This is a genomic window from Rothia sp. (in: high G+C Gram-positive bacteria), from assembly GCF_015265375.1.
In the GTDB taxonomy this organism is placed as follows: Bacteria; Actinomycetota; Actinomycetes; order Actinomycetales; family Micrococcaceae; genus Rothia.
Genome location: NZ_JABZXW010000001.1, coordinates 80,482 through 100,372 on the forward strand (window position 1 = coordinate 80,482; position 19,891 = coordinate 100,372).

General features: G+C 59.4%; 16 protein-coding genes. 9 read left to right on the top strand and 7 right to left on the bottom strand.

What is annotated here, in order from left to right; translation table 11 throughout:
- Positions 1-62 precede the first annotated feature (62 nt).
- Complete coding sequence (locus tag HXO69_RS00360) at positions 63-1,523, bottom strand: peptide MFS transporter (RefSeq protein ID WP_296544633.1); 1,461 nt, start codon at positions 1,521-1,523, stop codon at positions 63-65.
- Between the two features lie 309 nt (positions 1,524-1,832).
- Here HXO69_RS00360 and HXO69_RS00365 point away from each other — a divergent pair, with 309 nt between their 5' ends.
- The 5 genes from HXO69_RS00365 (at position 1,833) to HXO69_RS00385 (ending at position 7,004) form a co-directional block, all read left to right on the top strand.
- The gene (locus tag HXO69_RS00365; protein ID WP_296544635.1) at positions 1,833-2,165 is read left to right on the top strand and encodes a rhodanese-like domain-containing protein; all 333 of its coding nucleotides are present in this window, start codon (positions 1,833-1,835) and stop codon (positions 2,163-2,165) included.
- A 27-nt stretch (positions 2,166-2,192) separates the two neighbouring features.
- A complete protein-coding gene (locus tag HXO69_RS00370) occupies positions 2,193-3,797 on the top strand; it encodes an anthranilate synthase component I family protein (protein WP_296544637.1) in 1,605 nt (534 codons plus the stop codon).
- Positions 3,798-3,862: 65 nt separating this feature from the next.
- A complete protein-coding gene (pyrE, locus tag HXO69_RS00375; protein WP_005504234.1) occupies positions 3,863-4,444 on the top strand; it encodes an orotate phosphoribosyltransferase in 582 nt (193 codons plus the stop codon).
- Between the two features lie 123 nt (positions 4,445-4,567).
- Positions 4,568-5,329 carry an RNA methyltransferase gene (locus HXO69_RS00380; RefSeq protein WP_296544639.1) on the top strand — a complete coding sequence of 254 codons (762 nt, stop codon included), beginning with the start codon at positions 4,568-4,570 and terminating at the stop codon, positions 5,327-5,329.
- Between the two features lie 868 nt (positions 5,330-6,197).
- A complete protein-coding gene (locus tag HXO69_RS00385; protein ID WP_296544640.1) occupies positions 6,198-7,004 on the top strand; it encodes a hypothetical protein in 807 nt (268 codons plus the stop codon).
- 230 nt (positions 7,005-7,234) lie between these two features.
- Here HXO69_RS00385 and HXO69_RS00390 read toward each other — a convergent pair whose 3' ends face one another.
- The 3 genes from HXO69_RS00390 to HXO69_RS00400 form a co-directional block, all read right to left on the bottom strand.
- Positions 7,235-8,287, bottom strand: a complete 1,053-nt coding sequence (locus tag HXO69_RS00390) for an ornithine cyclodeaminase (RefSeq protein WP_005504242.1) — start codon at positions 8,285-8,287, stop codon at positions 7,235-7,237.
- Positions 8,288-8,569: 282 nt separating this feature from the next.
- Entirely contained in the window at positions 8,570-10,171 is a 1,602-nt protein-coding gene (locus HXO69_RS00395) for an amino acid permease (RefSeq protein WP_296544641.1), read from the bottom strand.
- Positions 10,172-10,477: 306 nt separating this feature from the next.
- Complete coding sequence (locus tag HXO69_RS00400) at positions 10,478-10,864, bottom strand: hypothetical protein (protein ID WP_012902700.1); 387 nt, start codon at positions 10,862-10,864, stop codon at positions 10,478-10,480.
- Positions 10,865-11,127: 263 nt separating this feature from the next.
- Between HXO69_RS00400 and fbaA the strand changes: the two genes are divergently transcribed.
- Positions 11,128-12,153, top strand: a complete 1,026-nt coding sequence (gene fbaA, locus HXO69_RS00405; RefSeq protein ID WP_012902702.1) for a class II fructose-bisphosphate aldolase — start codon at positions 11,128-11,130, stop codon at positions 12,151-12,153.
- 165 nt (positions 12,154-12,318) lie between these two features.
- Here fbaA and HXO69_RS00410 read toward each other — a convergent pair whose 3' ends face one another.
- Positions 12,319-12,906, bottom strand: a complete 588-nt coding sequence (locus HXO69_RS00410) for an arsenic metallochaperone ArsD family protein (protein ID WP_070616255.1) — start codon at positions 12,904-12,906, stop codon at positions 12,319-12,321.
- Positions 12,907-13,244: 338 nt separating this feature from the next.
- On the opposite strand from HXO69_RS00410, the gene HXO69_RS00415 reads away from it, so the two are divergent.
- From HXO69_RS00415 to HXO69_RS00425, 3 genes are all read left to right on the top strand, one after another.
- Positions 13,245-13,757, top strand: coding sequence for a PTS glucose transporter subunit IIA (locus tag HXO69_RS00415; protein ID WP_049354085.1), 513 nt, complete (start codon positions 13,245-13,247; stop codon positions 13,755-13,757).
- 389 nt (positions 13,758-14,146) lie between these two features.
- Positions 14,147-15,751 (top strand): glycerophosphodiester phosphodiesterase, encoded by a 1,605-nt coding sequence (locus HXO69_RS00420; RefSeq protein WP_296544643.1) that lies wholly within the window; start codon positions 14,147-14,149, stop codon positions 15,749-15,751.
- Positions 15,752-16,101: 350 nt separating this feature from the next.
- Positions 16,102-17,763, top strand: a complete 1,662-nt coding sequence (locus HXO69_RS00425) for an NAD-dependent succinate-semialdehyde dehydrogenase (RefSeq protein ID WP_296544645.1) — start codon at positions 16,102-16,104, stop codon at positions 17,761-17,763.
- A gap of 79 nt (positions 17,764-17,842) precedes the next feature.
- Here HXO69_RS00425 and HXO69_RS00430 read toward each other — a convergent pair whose 3' ends face one another.
- Together HXO69_RS00430 and HXO69_RS00435 are read right to left on the bottom strand one after the other, a co-directional pair.
- Positions 17,843-19,003, bottom strand: a complete 1,161-nt coding sequence (locus HXO69_RS00430) for a sucrase ferredoxin (RefSeq protein WP_296544647.1) — start codon at positions 19,001-19,003, stop codon at positions 17,843-17,845.
- A 113-nt stretch (positions 19,004-19,116) separates the two neighbouring features.
- Entirely contained in the window at positions 19,117-19,740 is a 624-nt protein-coding gene (locus HXO69_RS00435) for a TetR/AcrR family transcriptional regulator (protein ID WP_296544648.1), read from the bottom strand.
- Between the last annotated feature and the right edge of the window lie 151 nt (positions 19,741-19,891).

The following is a 19,891-nucleotide window of genomic DNA, read 5'->3' on the forward strand; positions in this document are numbered from 1 at the left end:
ACATCTACACGCTCACGCTGCCCGAAGCAGCGAGTTGGCAGTGTAGATAAGCAACTTTGTGGCTACTTCACGCCGCGCATCATCTTCTGAACCGGCTTGTGCACCAGGAACAGCAGCACACCGGTCGCGATGGTGATAATACCCATCCAGGTGAAGTAGGGAACCTCAGTCTCCATGCTGTAGAACGGCGCCAGCCAACCGGAGAGCACGGTACCCATTGCCACGGAGGTGAAGTACAGCGCCATCATGTTCACGCGGTGCGCCTTCGGTGCGAGCTTGGTCGCCAGCGAAATACCGACCGGCGAAATGATCAGCTCGGCGATGGTGCAGACGAACAGGATCAGCACGATCCAGCCGACGTTCACGCTCTGAACGCCCGCCTGAGCGAGGAAGATCCAGAACGCCAGACCGATAATAATCAGCGCTGCGGAGAACTTCAGGGTGGTGACCGGCTGGCGGTCGCCCCACTTGGTCCACAGGGCGGAGAACATCATGCCGAAGATGATGATGAAGACCGGGTTGATGGAGTTGACCAGGTTCGGGGTCAGCTCCATGCCCAGGATGTTCCAATTGAGGCGCTCATCCGAGTACACCGCCATGACGGTGAACTGCTGCTGGTACAGTGCCCAGAACACAGCGTTTGCAATCCACAGGGGGATGAATGCGGTGACGCGGGAACGCTCATCCGCGGTGACGTCCTTGGCGGTCAGCATTTGCGCGAACAGGGCGATTGCACCGATGAAGATAAAGGCCATGACCCAGTTCTTGAGGTTGTCTGCGGTCATCAGGCCGGTTGCCAGCAGAATGCCGAGAACCACGACGATACCGACCAGTGCCAGGGCGAAGTTACGCTTCTGGGCGCCGGTGAAGGGGGTGCCCACGTGGTGTACGGATTCGGGCAGGTTATTGCGGGTCAGCGAGTACTGAATCAGGCCGGCAGCCATACCGATTGCGGCAAGACCGAAACCGAGGTGGAAGCCGCCGGTCTGCCAGCCCCAACCGGTCAGGAGCGGGCCGAGGAGTGCACCGGTGTTCACACCGATGTAGAAGATGGTGAAGCCTGCATCGCGGCGGGAGTCGTGGTCGCCGTAGAGCGAACCGACCAGCACGGATGCGTTACTCTTCAGGCCGCCGGAGCCGATAGCGACCAGCAGCAGACCAATCACCACGCCCGGGATACCGGGGATGAGGGAGAGGGAGATGTGACCCGCCATGATGCCGATGGCGGAGTAGAAGAGGGTACGCTCGGGGCCGAGGAGGCGGTCACCGAGGATACCGCCGAGGATTGCCATGAGGTACACGACTGCACCGTACGCGCCGATAACGCCGGTGGCGAGGTCCTTGTCGAGGCCCAGGCCGCCCTTGTCGGCGGTGTAGTACAGGTAGTAGATCATGATGCCCTGCATGCCGTAGAAGGAGAAGCGCTCCCACATTTCTACGGTGAACAGGTTCGCGAGCATGCGCGGGTGGCCGAAGAAGGTCTTGGTGTCCTTGGGTTCGGCACCTGTGATGGTGTTGGACATGGTGAAAATTCTTTTCTGTTGTGCCCGGTTTTCTGTGTGACCCGGACAATATGTGTATAAGTGTATACCCTTGCCCATGCATATGTATACATGGAACGCGCCTATATTTCAAAGAATGAATTCTCATACAGTGCATGAAAAACCATTTCGATTTTTTCGTATGCATCATTTCCGAATCTCACAAACCCCCAAATACCGGGCTAGATGCGCCTCGTGCCCTCAACGCGATAGAGTGGAACCACAACTATGCCCACCCGGCACCTTGCCGTGCCGACCGGCTCATTTTTAATCATTTCAAAGGAGAACCCCATGACCGCTGTACCCCAGGTTGACCCCCGCGACGTTCCCGAAGGCGCAACCATCATCGATGTGCGCGAAGACTACGAGTGGGAGGGCGGCCACGCGACCGGCGCTAAGCACATCACCCTCGGTACCCTCACCGAGCGTCTGGCTGAACTGCCCGCGCCGGGCGAGGACTTCTACGTCATCTGCCACGGCGGTGGCCGTTCGAACCGCGCGGCAACCTTCCTACGCGAGCACGGCTACGCCGCACACAACATTGCGGGCGGCACCAGCGCGTGGTTTGCTGCCAGCCTGCCGATGACCAGCGAGAACGGCGAAGCTCCCGCGGTCGTTCACTAAACCGCCAGTTCGCCTGCACGCCATACAATGGAGTCCGTGACTGAAACTTCCGCGGACCGTATTTTTTCTACCCCGAACGCTCCCGCTTCTGCGTCCCCTCATGCCCTGCCGAGTATTCTGCAGAGCATCCCGTGGGATGCGCAGACGCGGGAGCTTGTCGTGCGCCCGCTTCCTTTCGCGGTGAACTGCGAGGAGGCGTACCCGCTGCTGACCGGTGGTGCCGAGTATTCCTTCTGGCTGGATTCGGCGCGTGAGGAGTCGCCTATGTCGGTTGCCTCGTATGTGGGTGTGGTTCCGGCGCAGCTGTCGCCCTTGCGCGTGGATTCGGCGCGTGCGGCGGCTGAGTCTGGCGGGGAAGACCCCTTCGCCCAGCTGGAGGCGGCGCTCGCCCGCGCACCGCGCGTGCACCCGGATGCCGCGGCGGCAACCGGTCTGCCCGCGGGTTTGCGTGGCGGTTACGTGGGCTATTTCGGCTATGAGGCGCGTGCCGCCATGGGTATGGAGCACAGCCACCCGGTGCCGGGCTACCTACCGGCACATGAGGCGCCGACCCCGGATTCTCTGTGGCTGCCGGCGGTCCGCTACCTGGTGCACGAGCATGCCCGCCCGGGGGCTGCGGCGCGTAGCTGGCTGGTGGGCGATGAGTCGTGGTGTGAGGCGGCGGAGCGGCTGCTGAGCACGGTGCTGGCTCCGGCGCTGAGCGCGGCACTGAGTGCGGCAGGGGAGTGCGCCTCCGAAAATACTCCCGTCAACACCCCTGACAATGCCCCTGAGCTCGCCGAGCTCCTGCTCTTCCCGGCACCCGCCGCGGAAGCCTACATGGACGCCGTCCGCGCTAGTCAGCACGAAATCTACGAGGGTAACAGCTACGAGGTGTGCCTGACCGCGCAGACGGTCGCGCGCATCCCCAATCCGAGCCCGGAGCTTTTCTTTGAGCTGTACCGCCGCCAGCGCGCCCACAATTCGGCGCCGTATGCGGCGTATTTGCGGTGCGGTGATTTTTCGGTGCTTTCTTCTTCGCCGGAGCGTTTTTTGAGTGTGGATACGCACCGCAACGCGCAAACCAAGCCGATTAAGGGCACGGTACCGCGCGGCGCCACCCCGGAAGAAGATGCCGCAGCAGCGGCATGGTTGCGTACCGATGAGAAGACCCGCGCTGAGAACCTCATGATCGTGGATTTGCTACGTAATGACCTGTCCACAGTGTCTGACCCGGCGTCCGTGCGCGTGCCCGTGCTTATGGGCGTGGAGAGCTATTCGACGGTGCATCAGCTGGTGTCTACGGTCAGTTCGCGTCTGCGTGAGGGAATTTCTGCGGTGACCGCCGCGCGGGCGTGCTTCCCGGGCGGTTCGATGACGGGTGCCCCGAAGCCTTCGACCATGCAGATTATTGAGGGTCTGGAGGGTCGCGCTCGCGGCGTGTATTCGGGTGCTCTGGGCTTTGTGTCGGCGGATGGTTCGGCGAACCTGTCGATTGTGATTCGCACGCTCGTGGCGCACGATGAGGGCACGGTGACTCTTGCCGCGGGTGGCGCTATCGTGGCTGATTCCGACCCGACCGCCGAGTATGAGGAGATGCTGACGAAGCTGCGCGCCGCGTTGCCGCCGTCGGTAGGTTGCGTGGTGGAATAGCCTAGCGCTGGAATAGCACAGGGAATAGCCTGCGCCGCCTGCACGTGAGCCGCTACACTTGAACTATGACTAAGCTTTCTGAAAACCTCCCCATTGAAGAAGCCCGTGAACGCCTGCGCCAGCTGATTATGGAGCTGGCTGTGGTGCGCGGGCACGTGGTCCTCGCCTCCGGCAAGGAAGCCGACTACTACGTTGACCTGCGCCGCATCACCCTGCACCATGAGGCTTCTCGCCTGGTTGGTCAGGTCATGCTGGACCTGCTGGATAAGAACGGCATCGAGTTTGAGGCTGCTGGCGGCCTGACCATGGGTGCTGACCCGGTGGGTACCGCGATTATGCGTGCCGCGGGTGATCAGGACCGTGCGATTGACGCGTTTGTGGTGCGTAAGGCTCAGAAGTCTTACGGCATGGGCCGTCAGGTGGAGGGTCCGAGCGTTGAGGGTCGCCGTGTGGTTGCTGTTGAGGACACCTCCACGACCGGTGGTTCTGCGCTGACTGCTGTTGAGGCGCTGCGTAAGGCTGGCGCTGAGGTTGTGGCGGTTGCTGTGATTGTTGACCGTGCGACCGGCGCGAAGGAGCATGTGGAAGAGGTTGCGGGCGTCCCGTGCCTGTACGCGTACTCGAAGGATGAGCTGGGCCTGGACTAGTCTCTACTGGCTTGGACTAGGACCTCGTGAATTTTTAAGACGTTCCCGTTGCGGCGGGTGAACCCGTGCCGCTGGCTGCTGTGTGTGGCTGGTGGCGCGGGTTTTTGTCTGTAAGATGGCTCTGTGGGCGCCGGAGTGGTGCTGGTTGTTGGCGTGAAGGTGGTTGTGATGGTTGAGAATCGTGAGGCGGCTGAGGCTGTACCTGCGGAGGCTGTGCCTGCGGAGGCGGCTGTAGCTGAGGCTGTTGAGGGTACTGAGCAGGGTACTGCCCGTTTTGAGGTGGGTGTGGGCCCGTGGGAGGGCCCGTGGCCTGAGGGTGACCATTGGGATGAGGAGCTGCTGCGTGAGGGCGACCGCCGTAACGTGGTGGATAAGTACCGTTACTGGTCGATGGACGCGATTATTGCTGACCTGGATACGCGCCGCCATGATTTTCATGTGGCGATTGAGAATTGGCAGCATGATTTGAATATTGGCACGGTGGTGCGTACTGCGAATGCGATGTTGGCGAAGGAGGTCCATATTATTGGGCGTCGCCGCTGGAATCGTCGTGGTGCGATGGTGACGGATCGTTATCAGCATGTGCGTCATCATCCGACGATTGAGGATTTTGTGGCGTGGGCGCAGGGCGAGGGTCTGGAGATTATTGGTATTGATATTTTCCCGGATTCGGTGCCCCTGGAGACCTATGACTTGCCGAAGAAGTGCGTGCTGGTTTTTGGTCAGGAGGGCCCGGGCCTATCGGAGGAGCTGCATGCGGCGGCTAGGGATACTCTGTCGATTGAGCAGTTTGGGTCGACGCGTTCGATGAATGCGGCGACGGCTGCGGGTATTGCGATGCATGCGTGGGTTCGCCGTCATGTGTTTGGTCAGATTCCGTCGTAGTTCGGCGGCTGTTTATGAGGTGTTTAAAGGTTCCGATGCGTTGTGTGCGCGTCGGAACCTTTTTGTTGGGGATTGGGTGATTTTTTGTTTGGGTGGGGTGTTGAGTTTTTCACATGAATGTGGGTACCTATGGGGTTTGGTTCGTTGTTTGTGGTGGGGTTGTGTGATGTTATCTGGATTTTTTGTCTTGTAAATGTAGTAAATAATATTTGAATATATCTAAAGTGGGTAAATCACGTATTATCATATAAGTGATTTAGGTCACTAAATAAATAGTCTAGGTGTGCTAGTGTTAATTCAAGTCACAGGGAATATGAGAATCGCACTCTCAATTTCAGTTTGGGGCATGCGATGGATTTCCTGACTTCGCTCGCTAATGATTGCGGGTTGTGGATATGAATGACCGCGACGTCATTCTTTTGAAAGGAGATTCTGATGAGGATCTTTAATAAGTCTCTTGCTGTTGCGGCCTGTGTGGCTGCGGTGACTTTCGGTGCGGTAGCACCTCCGGCATATGCTGGGGTGACTCTCTATGAGAATGCCAACTATGACTGGGGTCCTACGATGCCCACTGGGGAGACGCGCGATTTGGGTTGGATGAGTGATCGTGCTTCATCCATTAAGAACCATAACCATAACTGTTCATGGCGCTACTTCGAAGACATTGGTCACACGGGTCGAAATTTTGCATCTTCTTCCGACTTCAACTATCTTCGCGGTCTAAGCCATGCGGGTCTCCATTGGGGCGAGACTTGGGATGATCGTATTAGTTCTATTAAAAAGGAATGGTGCTACAACTAGAGGTGATGGAGGAGCCCAATGTTTGTGGGCTCCTCCTGACTTTCCCGATTGAAAGGAGTCGGTAACAATGAAGAAATCTTCTGCCCTACTCGCCTGCTTTGCTTTAGCTTTAAGTTCCTGTGCCGCTGCGCCTAAAGATACTAGCCTCAAAGCCCAGCTGGATTTTGAAAATAACTATATTACTCTTCCGCTCGATGAATATGACAGGAGTGACCAGGCCGAAGATATAACGGTTAGGGCGTCATTGTTGATTCTTAAAGAGTGCTATGCGAAAAAAGGATACGATTTTGAAATTCTAGAAAACGGCTGGTTTTCTGGCGACGCCTCCCAGTACGGCCTCTGGAACGTGAAGCATGCGGCGAATCATTTTACGTCCAGCAAAGTCAGAGAAGAGCAGTCTAGGATTTATGAGAGCATCCCTGAAGATGTCAAGGCCAGCTGCCGCGAAGAGCATCGGGAAGAACTGGATGCGCTCAAGTTTGATGAGGAAAAGTACCGCCCCGTTGGTCGTATCAGTGGCGAAGCGTACCAACGCGCGCAGGGTGACCCTGAATGGAAGAAAGCCCGCTCAGATTGGTGGGACTGCCAGCGTGAGAAAGGGTTGACGCCTCGCACCGGGGATGGCGAATGGACGAGTAAAGAATTGGCCAGTCTGAATTCTGATGATCCCAAAGTGTTGGAGGAGGTTATCCGCCTGGCAACCATTGAAGCTCAATGTAGTGAGAAGGTGAGGTTGGCTCAGCGTTTAGGTGATGTTGAGGCGTCCTATCAGGGGCCTTTGATTGAGAAGAATCAGGCGTTGCTGAATGATTTGAAGGCCGATCGTGATGCGAAGATAGCGAAGGCGCGCGAAATTATTGCCACCCACCAGTAGCCACACCCACTGAAGGGTAGAACGGGTGAACCAGGCGCAGAATGCTCACAAGTTGCCCATAAGAAAATCCGCGCACAAGAATCCGTGCATACGAAAATTTCACAAGAAGGAGCCGGGGAGTGTCACCACTCCCCGGCCCTCACTTTATTCACTCTCAACCTCGCAGCCCATGCCAGCGCACCTACAGGCCCGCCAGCTCAAGGCCACTCAGCGTCAGGCTGCTTAGTCCTTTAGCCCACCGGAACGTTAACGTTCACCAGCGAGTACAGATCCTTCGGATCATCCGGGCTAGCAACCAGGTCAATGAACTGCTGCAGGTCGGTGTCCTGCGTAGCCGCACGGGCATAACGCAGACCCGAGAAGTCAGCAATCGCGAAGCCCACCGAATCAAACAGGGTAATCTGCTCATCCGACACGCGGCCCGGCTCCTCACCGGTCAGAACCTTCCAGAACTCCACCACCGGGAAGTCCGGGTCCTTCTGCTGAATCTCGCCCTCAATGCGGGTCTGCGGCGGGAACTCAACAAACACGGTGGAACGGTCCAGAATTTCGCTCTCCAGCTCAGTCTTGCCGGGGCAGTCGCCACCAATAGCGTTCAGGTGCACGCCGGGCTTCACCTGGCGGTCCAGCAGAACCTTCGCCTGCTGCTTATCTGCGGTGCAGGTGGTAATAATGTCTGCACCCTCAACAGCCTCGTCCACGTCCTTAGCCAGGTGGATGCGGAAGCCCAGCGGCTCCAGGTTACGGCGGAACTTCTCCATCGCGTGCGGATCAACGTCATAGACGGACAGGTCCTCAATGCCGAGCACAGCGCGCATACCCAGCGCCTGGAACTCAGACTGCGAGCCGGTACCAATCATCGCCATCTTCTTCGAATCCTTGCGTGCCAGGTGCTTAGCAACCATGGCGGACACGCCCGCGGTACGCAGCGCGGTCAGCAGGGTCATCTCAGCCAGGAACACGGGGTAGCCGTTGTCCACGTCAGCGAGCAGACCGAACGCGGTCACGGTCTGGAAGCCGCGTGCCGGGTTCGACGGGTGGCCGTTCACGTACTTGAAGGAGTAGGTGATGTTGTCGGAGGTGGGCATCAGCTCAATCACACCGAAGGGGGTGTGGGAGGCGACGCGCGGGATCTTGTCGAAGCTCTGCCACTTCTTGAAGTCTTCTTCGAGGAAGTCGACCATGCCGGCAATGATGTTGCCTACGCCGTCCTTCTGAATCCACTTCGCCATCGAGGCGACGTCAACAAATTCCACCGCGTGTGCGCTAGGACGTTCAGTCATGATTTTCTCCTTTGAATATCTGCACAAAACTTCTTTGTGCATCTGGTGGTCACTGCGGATATCTATTATCTCAAAATATATTGCAGGACACACCGTATTAGAAATGCTGTAAATATGTACTTTGCTTTATGTATTACACGGATGTAATACGGAGCGAACACGGAAGACGTGTGGGGAGGGGGCCCTAGAACTCCTGGAACCTACGGGCTAGGGTCTAGAACCCCCTCATCGCCTTCACCGGGATTTCACTGGGATATCACGGGATCGGAGGCTGCCGTCGGGTTAGTTGCCCTTCGGCTTGTCCTCGTCCTCAGCGTCTAGTTCACCCAGGTCAATGTGGGTACGAGGCTCCGAAACGAGCTTCTTCACCACGGGGCGGGCAGCAATCACAGGCACGGAACCGGTGTAGCCTTCACGGACGCGAGCAATCTCGTTGACGCGGTCACGAACCGTGTACCAGCCGATAATCAGCAGCGGGATAACCAGCAACAGCGATGCCAGGGTGTAGGTACCCACCGGGTAATCCAGAGCCATCAGCACCATCACAACAGCGAGGAACACCATCACAGCCCAGTCGCTGAAGCGACCGCCGGGTGCGCGGTAGTTGGGGCGCTTGTACTTGCCCTCGCCGACCAGCTTCAGGTACTTCTGGTGCGACATTGCGATAGCCGCCCAGCTAGCCATGGTGCCCACGGATGCGATGTTCAGCACGACCTCGAACGCCTGCTCGGGAACGAAGAAGTTCAGCACAACGCCGAAGAGACCAATCACACCGGTGAGCAGAATACCTGCCACCGGAACGCCGGAGCGGGACACCTTAGTGGTGAACTTCGGTGCCGAACCTGCAACACCCATCGAGTGGAGGATACGGCCGGTGGAGTACAGGCCAGCGTTCAGCGAGGAAGCAGCCGCGGTAATAACGACCAGCTGCATAATCGGTGCGGTACCGTCAATGCCGATAGCGTCGAAGAAGGTCACGAACGGCGACTCTGCGTCCTTATATGCGGTGTAGGGCATGAGCAGGCAGAGCAGAACCACGGAACCAACGTAGAAAATCGCGATACGCCAAATCACGGTGTTGATAGCGCGGGGGATAACCTTCTCAACGTTCTTGGTTTCACCACTGGTGGTGCCGACCAGCTCAATACCGGCGTAGGCGAACACAACGCCCTGAACCACGATAAGAGCGGGAAGAATACCGTTGGGGAAGAAGCCGTCATTGGCTGCAATAAGGCTCAGGCCGGGGGTGACGCCGTTGATGGGTTCACCGAAGACCAGGTACCAGATACCTACCGCCATGAAGGACAGCAGGGCAAGAATCTTAATGAGTGCGAACCAGAATTCCAGCTCACCGAAGAGCTTCACGGAGATGAGGTTCAGAGCCACAGTGACGATAACGACGATGAATGCGCTGAGCCACTGGGGAATATCTGCGAAGAACTGGTTGTATCGACCGAACCAGCTGATGTAGATAGCGATAGCGGTGGCGTCTGCAACGGCGGTCATTGCCCAGTTCAGCCAGTACAGCCATCCGGATACGAATGCGGCCTTTTCGCCGTAGAATTCGCGGGTGTAGGAGACGAAGGAGCCCGAGGAGGGGCGGTGAAGGATCAGCTCGCCGAGGGCTCGAAGAATCAGGTAGCCGAAGAAGCCGATGACGGCGTAGATGACGGCGAGCATGGGGCCTGCGTCCTGCAGGCGGCTACCGGTGCCCAGGAACAGGCCGGTACCAATAGCGGAACCGATGGCGATCATCTGGAGCTGACGTGCGCCAAGCCCCTTGTGGAAGCCTTCCTGTTCGTGTGCGAACGGGTCGTCTGTGGGGGGCTTGGTGTACTGATCCGCTGCAGAAGTCTGCGGGTTCTTGTTCGGTGAGGTGCTCATGCTATACCTCCTTGGATAGTTACGTCTGAAGCACGTGTTACATGAAATGTGGTTGGGAACACGTCTGTGGGTTGTAACGACTATAGCACGGTAATTTAGGTAAATATAACCCGCGTCACGTAACAATTTATATACATATAATGCATATCTTATGAATATATTTGGTTCATGTTGTATTGTGTGGTTTTATTTGTTTTGTGAAATAGATTAATTGAACCCTAAGTTCAAAAAATCAACTCCCCCACCACCGCACAGCACAAGAGCACCCACAACGGGGCGCTCCAGCAACCTAATCAGAACGGGACTCTAGCCCTCCATCAGGCGGTCAATCTTCGCACGCAACGCACGCTCACGACGATTCAACCACCACCAACTCGGCCAACGCATCAACGACTTACGACCAACCTGCACGACCGAGGGGAGCTTCGCCTCCGCAAGCGCCACATCAATCTCGTGGTCACTCGCACCCTCATCACGCATTTTCTCCATCAACTCAAGGGATTTCGCCATATCGCCATGCCCCAAAACATGCCGACTCTTACGCTCCAGAATCTCATCCAACTGGGCGCGCACCGGGGCAATAGCCGCCGCATTCGGATGCTCACGCTCAGCACGACGCTGCGCCTGGCGGGCACGCTTCTCACGTTTCGCGTCGAGCTGTTTTGGATTATTTTTAGCGCTCGCCTTGCTCATGGGAGGTTCCTTTCATCGCGTCCGGGTGATGTGTACGCTGCCCTGCACGCACAGAAGACATCAAGTCATTAACACCTCTACTTTACCGCGGTAATTCGCGGAAATTTCGCTGCAGTAAACCCAAAAAAACCCACAAAAAATTAACGATAAATAAGTCGTATCTTGGTAAAATAGTGCGAGTAGGAGGCGTCTCGCGCGCCAACAAAATATGGTGAACCGGCCCAGCATCGGTAACCGGTCGCATCTATCCAAGGAGTCAGCATATGGCTATTGCAACCCCCGAAGTTTACGCAGAAATGCTGCAGACCGCGAAGGAAAAGGGCTTCGCGTACCCCGCAGTGAACGTGACCTCCTCCCAGACCCTGAATGCTGCAATCCGCGGCTTCGCAGAGGCTGGCTCGGACGGCATCATCCAGGCATCCACCGGTGGTGCAGCATACTGGTCCGGCGCTTCCAAGAAGGACATGGTCGTTGGCTCCCTGGCCTTCGCAGCATACGCACGCGAAGTTGCTAAGCAGTACGACGTGAACATTGCACTGCACACCGACCACTGCCCCAAGGACAAGCTGGAAGGCTTCGTCCTGCCCCTGCTGGCAGAGTCCGAGAAGGCTGTTGCTCGCGGTGAAGACCCCATCTTCAACTCCCACATGTGGGACGGCTCCGCAATCGACCTGGACGAGAACCTGAAGATTGCTGCTGAGCTGATCGAGCGTACCTCCAAGGCAAAGCTCGTTCTCGAGGTTGAGATTGGTGCCGTTGGTGGCGAGGAAGACGGCGTTGAAGGCGCTATCGACGACTCCCTGTACACCACCGTTGCAGACGCAATCAAGACCGTTGAGGCAATCGGCCTGGGCGAGAAGGGCACCTACATGGCTGCTCTGACCTTCGGTAACGTTCACGGCGTGTACAAGCCCGGTAACGTTCACCTGCGCCCCGAGCTGCTCAAGGAAATCCAGACCGAGGTCGGCGCTAAGTACGGCAAGGGCGACAAGCCCTTCTACCTGGTCTTCCACGGTGGCTCCGGCTCCACCGAGCAGGAGATTGCAGACGCAGTGTCCTACGGTGTTATCAAGATGAACATCGACACCGACACCCAGTACGCATTCACCCGCCCCGTTGCTGGCCACATGTTCAGCAACTACGACGGTGTGCTGAAGGTTGACGGCGAGGTCGGCAACAAGAAGACCTACGACCCCCGCGTTTGGGGTGCAGCTGCAGAGGCAGGCATGGCCGCACGCGTGGTCGAGGCTTGCCAGCAGCTCGGTTCCGTCGGTACCTCCATCAAGTAAGGTACTGTTCGCCCGTTGCGGCTCCCTTAGTCGCTGCCGGGTGTGAACCTAAGCTTCGTTAAGCGAAAGCGGTGCCCGCCTCCTCACATTGAGGAGGCGGGCACCGCTCTTTGTATATGTAGCTAAAACCGGGCGAGCCGGGCGCTCATTGCCGGCAGGGGCGGTTTACTTGCCGCCGCAGCCGCAACCACCGCATCCGCACCCGCCGGACTTCACAGCCACTGAACCGGAGGTGGGGATACCGTCGCCGGTGTCACCGCCCATGAGGTTCACGCGGTTGCCGATCTCGGGGCCGCCAACCGGCTGGGGTGCCTTACCCGCCAGGGTCGCCGCGAAACCGGCGGGCTCCGCCAGGGGGCTCAGGTTCGGGATCATCGACGCCGCCGGGGAACCGGAGGGGCCGCACGCTGCCGCTGCCGCGTTCGCCTTCGGCTGGGCGACCAGGTGGGCGCGCGCAAAACGCTTAATCTGCTCGGCGGTCGGGTACGCGAAGGACACCTTCACCTCACCGTTGACCAGCATGAGGGGCAGAACCTCGCGGCCGTTCATCTCAATCTGCTCGGCAACCGGCGCGCACTCCTCAAACGCGGACGGGTACGAGTCGGTGGAATACACCTCAATGTCCACGCCCGAATCCAGCGCCTCCTGCGCGGCACCCAGGAACTCGGAGCGCTCCATATCCTGCGGATCCTCCGGGTTCTCGCCGGGACCCGGAATAAATACTTCAAGAACGGTTTCAGCCGCTTCAGTCATCAGTTTTTAGCCTTTTCTCTCTTATCGGCACCGGCTCGGGGGAGGGGTGCCAGTCCTTCACTAAGTGTACTCGGGACCTCAAGAGTGCAGAAGTGTGATGTGAAGTTCCAGAATTGCGGAATATTTGCAGAATTCGAGTCGAATGACTCTCAGCTCGTGAGCTGCGGGTTCAGGTGTTGTATTCTGAGTGCATATGCACCGGAGTGTGCGGATCCTGCGTATAGGCAGGCGCCGCCCGGTGTGAAACCAAGAAGGCAACGACGCCCGCATCCGACGCGGACGCATCAGCGCTACAAATACACGCTATTCATAGCGCCACACGACCAGAAGGAGCATATATGTTCGGTTTCGGCAAGAAGAAGAAGGAAGCTGCCGCACAGGAAGCATCGTCCGCAGACGTCTACGTCGCACCTGTTACCGGCGAGTACCTGCCGCTGAGCGAAGTCTCCGACCCCGTTTTCTCTCAGGGCGTTATGGGTGACGGCTACGCAGTGAACCCCACCGCAGGCACCATCGTCGCGCCCGTTGCAGGCACCATTGCACTGATTCAGGACACCCTGCACGCATTCATGCTTCGCACCGAAAACGGCGGCGAGGTGCTGGTCCACATCGGTATCGACACCGTTGAGCTCGGCGGCGAAGGCTTCACCAAGATCGCTAACGTAGGCGACAAGGTTGAGGCTGGCGCCCCCATCATCGAGGTGGACTGGGCAGCTATCGAGGGTCGCATCCCCTCCAAGGAAACCATGGTGATGATCACCAACACCGCCAAGTTCAACATCTCCAAGGACTCTGAGTCCCGCCGCCCCGTCGCAGCCGGTGACCGCGTCGCTCAGGCATCCAAGAAGTAAGCTGAACCAGCGAAAATAGCTCAGCTTCAATAAGGGTGAATACCCTTTGAAAAACGTTTAACGCAAAAGGTCGCGTCCTGCAGGCTCAATCGGGCTACAGGCGCGGCCTTTTTCGTTACACGAGAAATTTTTTAACGCCGTATGAATAGCCGCCACTAAAAGCGGCGGAAAAGGAGGAATACCCGGCGCAGCTTGCACGGCGGGCAAGAATGAGGCGCAAATGATACCCTATATTTCTGTGAACGCTATGAAGAACCGATAAAAAATCGTTATTCTACTTAGAGTTGCAGTTTGAGTTGAGAGAATCCGGACCCTCAGCTATAAACCAAAACTTCAATGACCAACCACACACATTACGCTCAACTCATAAACGAAAAAGGACCACTACGGTGACTGCATTCCCGAAGACCTCTAAGAATCTGAGCCGCCGCGGCTTCATCGGTGCCTCCGCACTGGCACCCGCCGCTCTCATGCTCCAGGCAGGCGAAGCCCACGCCGCAGCCAACACCCGCGCACAGCTCGCGGCAGTACACAGCGGCTCCCCCGCACACCAGCTGCTCTACAAGACCGATGAATTCTTCATCGCCCACCGCGGCGCCGGCAACATCAGCCCCGAGCACACCGCCTACGCCTACGCAGAGTCCGTACGCCGAGGCGCCCTCGCCGTCGAAATTTCCGTACGCACCACCAGCGACGGCCACTTCGTCTGCATGCACGACACCAACATCAAGCGCACCACCGGTGCGGCCCTGGACGTGCGCGGCCACACCCTCGCCGAACTGCGCCAGCACAAGGTCAACATGCGCAAGAACCTGGGTGAGAAGACCGACCTGTACGACATCCCCACCCTCGAAGAGGCCATCGCAGCGGTTGACGCCGTACCCGCAGGCGGCGAATACGCCTCCGTCGGCGGCAAGAAGGTCGTACTGTTCCTCGAAGCGAAGGACGGCCCCGCACAGGCAGGCCTCGTCAAGTTCATCACCGAACGTGGCCTGCAGCGCCGCACCGTCATCAAGATGTACCGTGACGGCAGCGGCGGCTTCAAACCCACCTCCCGCTACCTGAAGCTTGCCAACTCCGCAGGCTGCGCCACCTGGTGCTACTTCGACGGCGGCGACCCCATCGACAAGATTTCCGCAATGGCACGCCACGAAAACGTGGACGCCATCGGCGTACCCTACTACGAGAAGCCGACCGGCGCTTCCCAGGGCTCCATGAGCGAAGAGAACGTACGCGCTCTCACCGGCCTCGGTAAGGCAGTCATCGTCTGGGAAATCCACCGCCGCTCCGCCTACGAAAAGTACAAGGCACTGGGCGTGAAGGGCTTCATGTGCCCCGACCCCTACTGGGTGATCGGTGACCCCTTCGACTCCAGCGTCAAGATCAAGACCGGCAAGCGCCCCCACGGCATGCTGCCCGCCGACCCCTCCGTCGCAGCGGACATGCCCGACCTGACCGGCACCGCCATCGTGCACAACCAGCGCTACGACGAATCCGTACTGCTCGGCCCCCTGGCGAACTACACCACCCGCGAAAAGTACACTCTCGACTTCTCCATGAAGTGGACCAGTGCAGTGCCGAAGCAGGATGGTCACTACGGCTACATTGCGTTCGGTCGCGAACACGACGGCGCCTTCGGCATCGGCAAGAAGTTCGCTGCAAAACAGGAAGACGGCACCTACGTACTCGCCATCCGCCCCAACTACCGCGGCGGCTCCGTGGCGCAGATTCTCTGCTTTGAACCGAACCAGACCAGCCCGCGCGTGCTGCACACCATGAAGCTGCGCCAGAAGGTCACCACCGGCCAGGCACTGAACTGCAAGATCGTGGTGAACAAGAACAGCTTCTACTACACCGTCAACGGCCAGTACTCCAGCCCCATCAACCACAGCGCCTACCGCGGCCCGTACGTACACTTCGGCCGCTTCCACGGCACCAACGATGGCGGTCCCCTGGAGCTGACCCGAATCGAGGCACGCCAGTCCTGGATTTGAGAGAACAGGTGGGCCTAACCCACCTAGGTGCCCGCCTCACCGCCGCTCAGCGGTGAAGGTGCGGGTACCGGGCAGAGCGGATGTAGCACCGAGCATCCCTTCCGGGCAACGCCTTCCATAATCCCCAGCTAGGATGCTCGCGCGCTGAGCAACGCACCGAGCGAGAATCCGGTCCGAAGGGGGTCGCATCTGTAATGGATGCGGCCCCCTTCGGCGTGCCTGCGGTCTTTCCAAGGCGGGGAGAGAGCGAGCGAGGACGTGTAGGCGTGCGGGGCAGGGGAGAGGACGGGGACTAGAATTAAAAGCGTCAGAGTCGACCGCACCGGCCGCCCCAACCCGAAAGGCACGCCATGACCACCTCACCCGAAAGCTCCGCCGAGAGTCCCGCCGCAAAGCCCGCCGCGAAATCCGCCCAGCTACGAGGCCGCACCGAACCGCACATGCAAAGCATCAACATGCCGCAGCGCGAACCCATCGACCCCTACGAGCGGCCCTCCTACCCCTTCTTCTACGTGCCCACCGACCTGCTTATCGGCGGCAGCTGGGTCACCGGCGACAACGACTCCTTCCCCGTGCACAACCCCTCCTGCGGCCAAATCCTCGCGCACGTCGCCGACGCCAGCGTCGAACAGGGCATCGAAGCACTCGACGCCGCCTGCGACGCCCGCACCTCATGGGCGGCAACCAGCGTCCGCGAACGCGCCGACATCCTCAACCGCGCCTACACGCTCATGACGCAGCGCACCGAAGTCATCGCCCGGCTCATGACCCTCGAAATGGGCAAGCCCCTCGACCAGTCCCGCGGCGAAGTCGCCTACGCCGCGAACTATCTGCGCTGGTACGCCGAAGAAGCCGCCCGCAACTTTGGCCGCACCGGCATCGCCCCCGAATCCGGGCTACAGATCACCACCGTGCGCCGCCCCGTCGGCCCCTGCCTGCTGATTACCCCCTGGAACTTCCCGCTCGCCATGGCGGCACGCAAGGTCGCCCCGGCGCTCGCGGCGGGCTGCACCGCGGTGCTCAAGCCCGCCTCCCTGACTCCGCTCAGCTCCCTGTACTTCGCGTCCCTGATGCGTGAGGCGGGCCTGCCGGACGGCGTGCTGAACGTGGTGACCACCTCCCGTACCGGCGAGGTTGTCTCCGCGCTGATGGCTGATGAGCGCCTGCGGAAGGTCTCGTTCACCGGGTCCACCGCCGTGGGCCGCACCCTGCTCGCGCAGGCCTCGCAGAACGTTCTGCGCACCTCCATGGAACTGGGCGGCAACGCACCGTTCATCGTCTTTGAGGATGCGGACATTCCCGCCGCCGTGGAGGGCGCCTACGCGGCGAAGATGAGGAATATGGGTGAGGCGTGCACCGCCGCCAACCGATTCATCGTGCACGAGGACATTGCCGAAGAGTTCACCCGCGCCTTCGTGGAGCGTATGGAGGCGACCGTCGTGGGTGACGGAACCGTCGACGGAACCGACTGTGGACCGCTAATTCAACCTTCAGCGGTTGAATCCATGCTTTTTATGGTCGAAGACGCCCTGGGTAAGGGTGCGCTCCTCGCCTGCGGCGGGTACATTCCCGAGCTTGGGGAGAATGTTCCGAGCGATACCGGCGGCATGCCCAAGAACCTGAACAAGGGCAACTTCGTGACCCCCACCGTGCTGACCGGCGTGACCGATTCGATGCGGGTGTGGCGTGAAGAAATTTTCGGGCCCGTCGCCCCGATTGCCACGTTCGGCGGCTACGGTGAGGAGGGCGAACGCACCGCCCTGAAGCTCGCCAACGACACCGAGTACGGCCTGGCCGCGTACGTGTACACGAACAACCACCCGCGCTTTACGCGCATGGCGGCTGGTCTGGAGTTTGGCCTGATCGGTTACAACTCCGGCGTCATCTCGAACGCGGCGGCTCCCTTCGGTGGTGTGAAGCAGTCCGGTATGGGTCGCGAGGGTGGCCCCGAGGGTCTGGAGGAGTACACCGAGCTGCAGTACGTCGGCGCGCCGAACCCGTTCGCCGGATAAGTCTGAATACAGTGAAGCCCCGGCGGGTACCCGAGAAGGTGCCCGCTGGGGCTTCGTGCTGTCTACACATGCGTGGGCGCTAGAGCTGGCGCAGTGCGAGCAGCTCGCGGCTGAAAGCATCTGCGGGACCCTTGCCGCACGAGTTGGGGCGCGGCTCAAGGGCGACCCGCTCGAAGAAGGTGACCCAGGTGCGTCCGTCGGTGTGGGAGGTGAGTGCCGCCTCCACGGTGGGGTGTTCGGAGAAATCTTTAGGCGAGAACGCCGCAAAAAATTCAGGGGAGAACTCAGTGCTTGTCTCGACGTTCACATCGATGCCCGCCTCGCGGAGCGCAACGAATGCCTCCCGCCCCGATGTTTCACGTGAAACCAAACCTCCAGAGGATACTTCTTCGCCCTTTTTCTCCAGTTCGAGGCGTACGGCAACCTCCGCTGCCTGCTCCACTGGAGTATCCGTGCTGCGGCCTCGCAGGCCGTGCAACGACGGAATGGAACGACCCGCCAGCGACAGGTACGCCGCCAGTGCCGAAGGCTCCGAGAGGCGACCGTAGGTGTAGCCGGTGGGCAGCATAATGCCGACCGGGGCAAAGCGGTGACCGCCCGTATGCGAGCACTCCCAGACCGCGTTGCCCGGCAGGATATCCGCCAGGTGCGCCGCAATGGGGCGACCGCGCAGGGCACAGCAGCGGTCACGCTTGGAGTGGGTGCACACGAGAATGGCGGGGGATCCCATGAGCTCCGCGCCGGTCGCCTGAATCAACTCCTGGGGGTTGCCCAGGGGTAGGTCGAGGAGCTGTTCGGGGGTGCTCACGCTGAACGAGTAGAGCTTCTCCTCACCCGGGGTGCAGAGCGCGTAGAGCACCCGGTGGGTCGGGTTGCCGGATGCATCCGGCGCGCCGTGCAGTACGCGCCCCGCCCTGCCCGTCTGGCGGATCAGTAGGAACTTCAAACCCGCCTGCGAGACTGCCTCGCCCAACGCCTCCGAAAGCTCCTCGCCGAGGGCGGAGCCGTCCAGCACGTCGCGCCCCCACTGGCCCACGTGCTCGAGCGCCAGCCATGCGGTGGCGCGTCCGGCGGTGCCGCCGAGCGCCTCGTCGTCGTAGAGGGAGCAGGAGTCTGCCGGGATGCTTGTGGCGCGGGTGCGTGAGGAGAGCTCATCGGCGTGTGCGGCACGCAGGTTGTTCAGCTCGGCGGGGTTGGTGGCGCGCGGCTCGGGGGTTGCGGGGGTGCAGGATTCAGTCATGGTTTCTCGATTCTACGCCTGCAGGATGTGAATGGCCTATGTTGCCCCTGCATGGTCTAAATGCTGAAAAACAACCGCTCAAGGGTGATTTTTGGGGACTATTGGGTGGTCAACTACTCAGGAAGGAGTGCCATTGCAACGCGGTAGAGGCGGTCCTTCTCTTCGGTGCTACCGAAGAAGGAGCGGAGCATGTACCCCTGGAAGACCATCATGAAGGCGTCCGCGGTGTCGCGGGCGTAGTCGGCGATGAGCGCCTCCTGTTCGGGGGTGCGCTGCGCCGAATCGGGGTTGATTTCGTGTAGAACGCTCAGCTGTTCAGCTGCCCAGAGGGTAAGGGTCTTTACGATGATGCCCTGCAATAGGGGCATGATGTCCGCGGTTGCCCTGGCGATTTCGGGTGCGTGGAGCGACTCAAGGCGGATGCGCAGCATGGCAGAGAAATTGTCGTTTACCAGCTGGTTCGTGTGGATGGTTTCGAGAATATCCTGGGGGCCTGCGCCTTCGGGGAGTGTTTCGTAGAGCTCCTTGACGTTGTTGAGGCGCTCGTTGATGGCGGTGATGAGAATGTCTTCTTTGCCGGAGAAGTGCGAGTAGATGGACCCGGAGGACAGCCCGGAGGCTTTGATGATGTCACTCATGGAGGTGTTGGTGTAGCCCTTTTCGAGGAAGCAGCTAATGGCGGCTTCGATGATTTGGGCTCGGCGTGCGGCTTTGGTGGCGTCTGTTAGTCGGGGCATGGTTCCAGTCTAGGGGGTGGGGCTAAAAAACGCGCAAACACAACACTGATTCTTTTTGTGACTTTATAAACAAAATAGCTATTTCGTTTGCACTCAGTAAAAATCGAGGGTAGAGTTCTGACTCGTAAACGAAATAAACATTTTGTTTGGA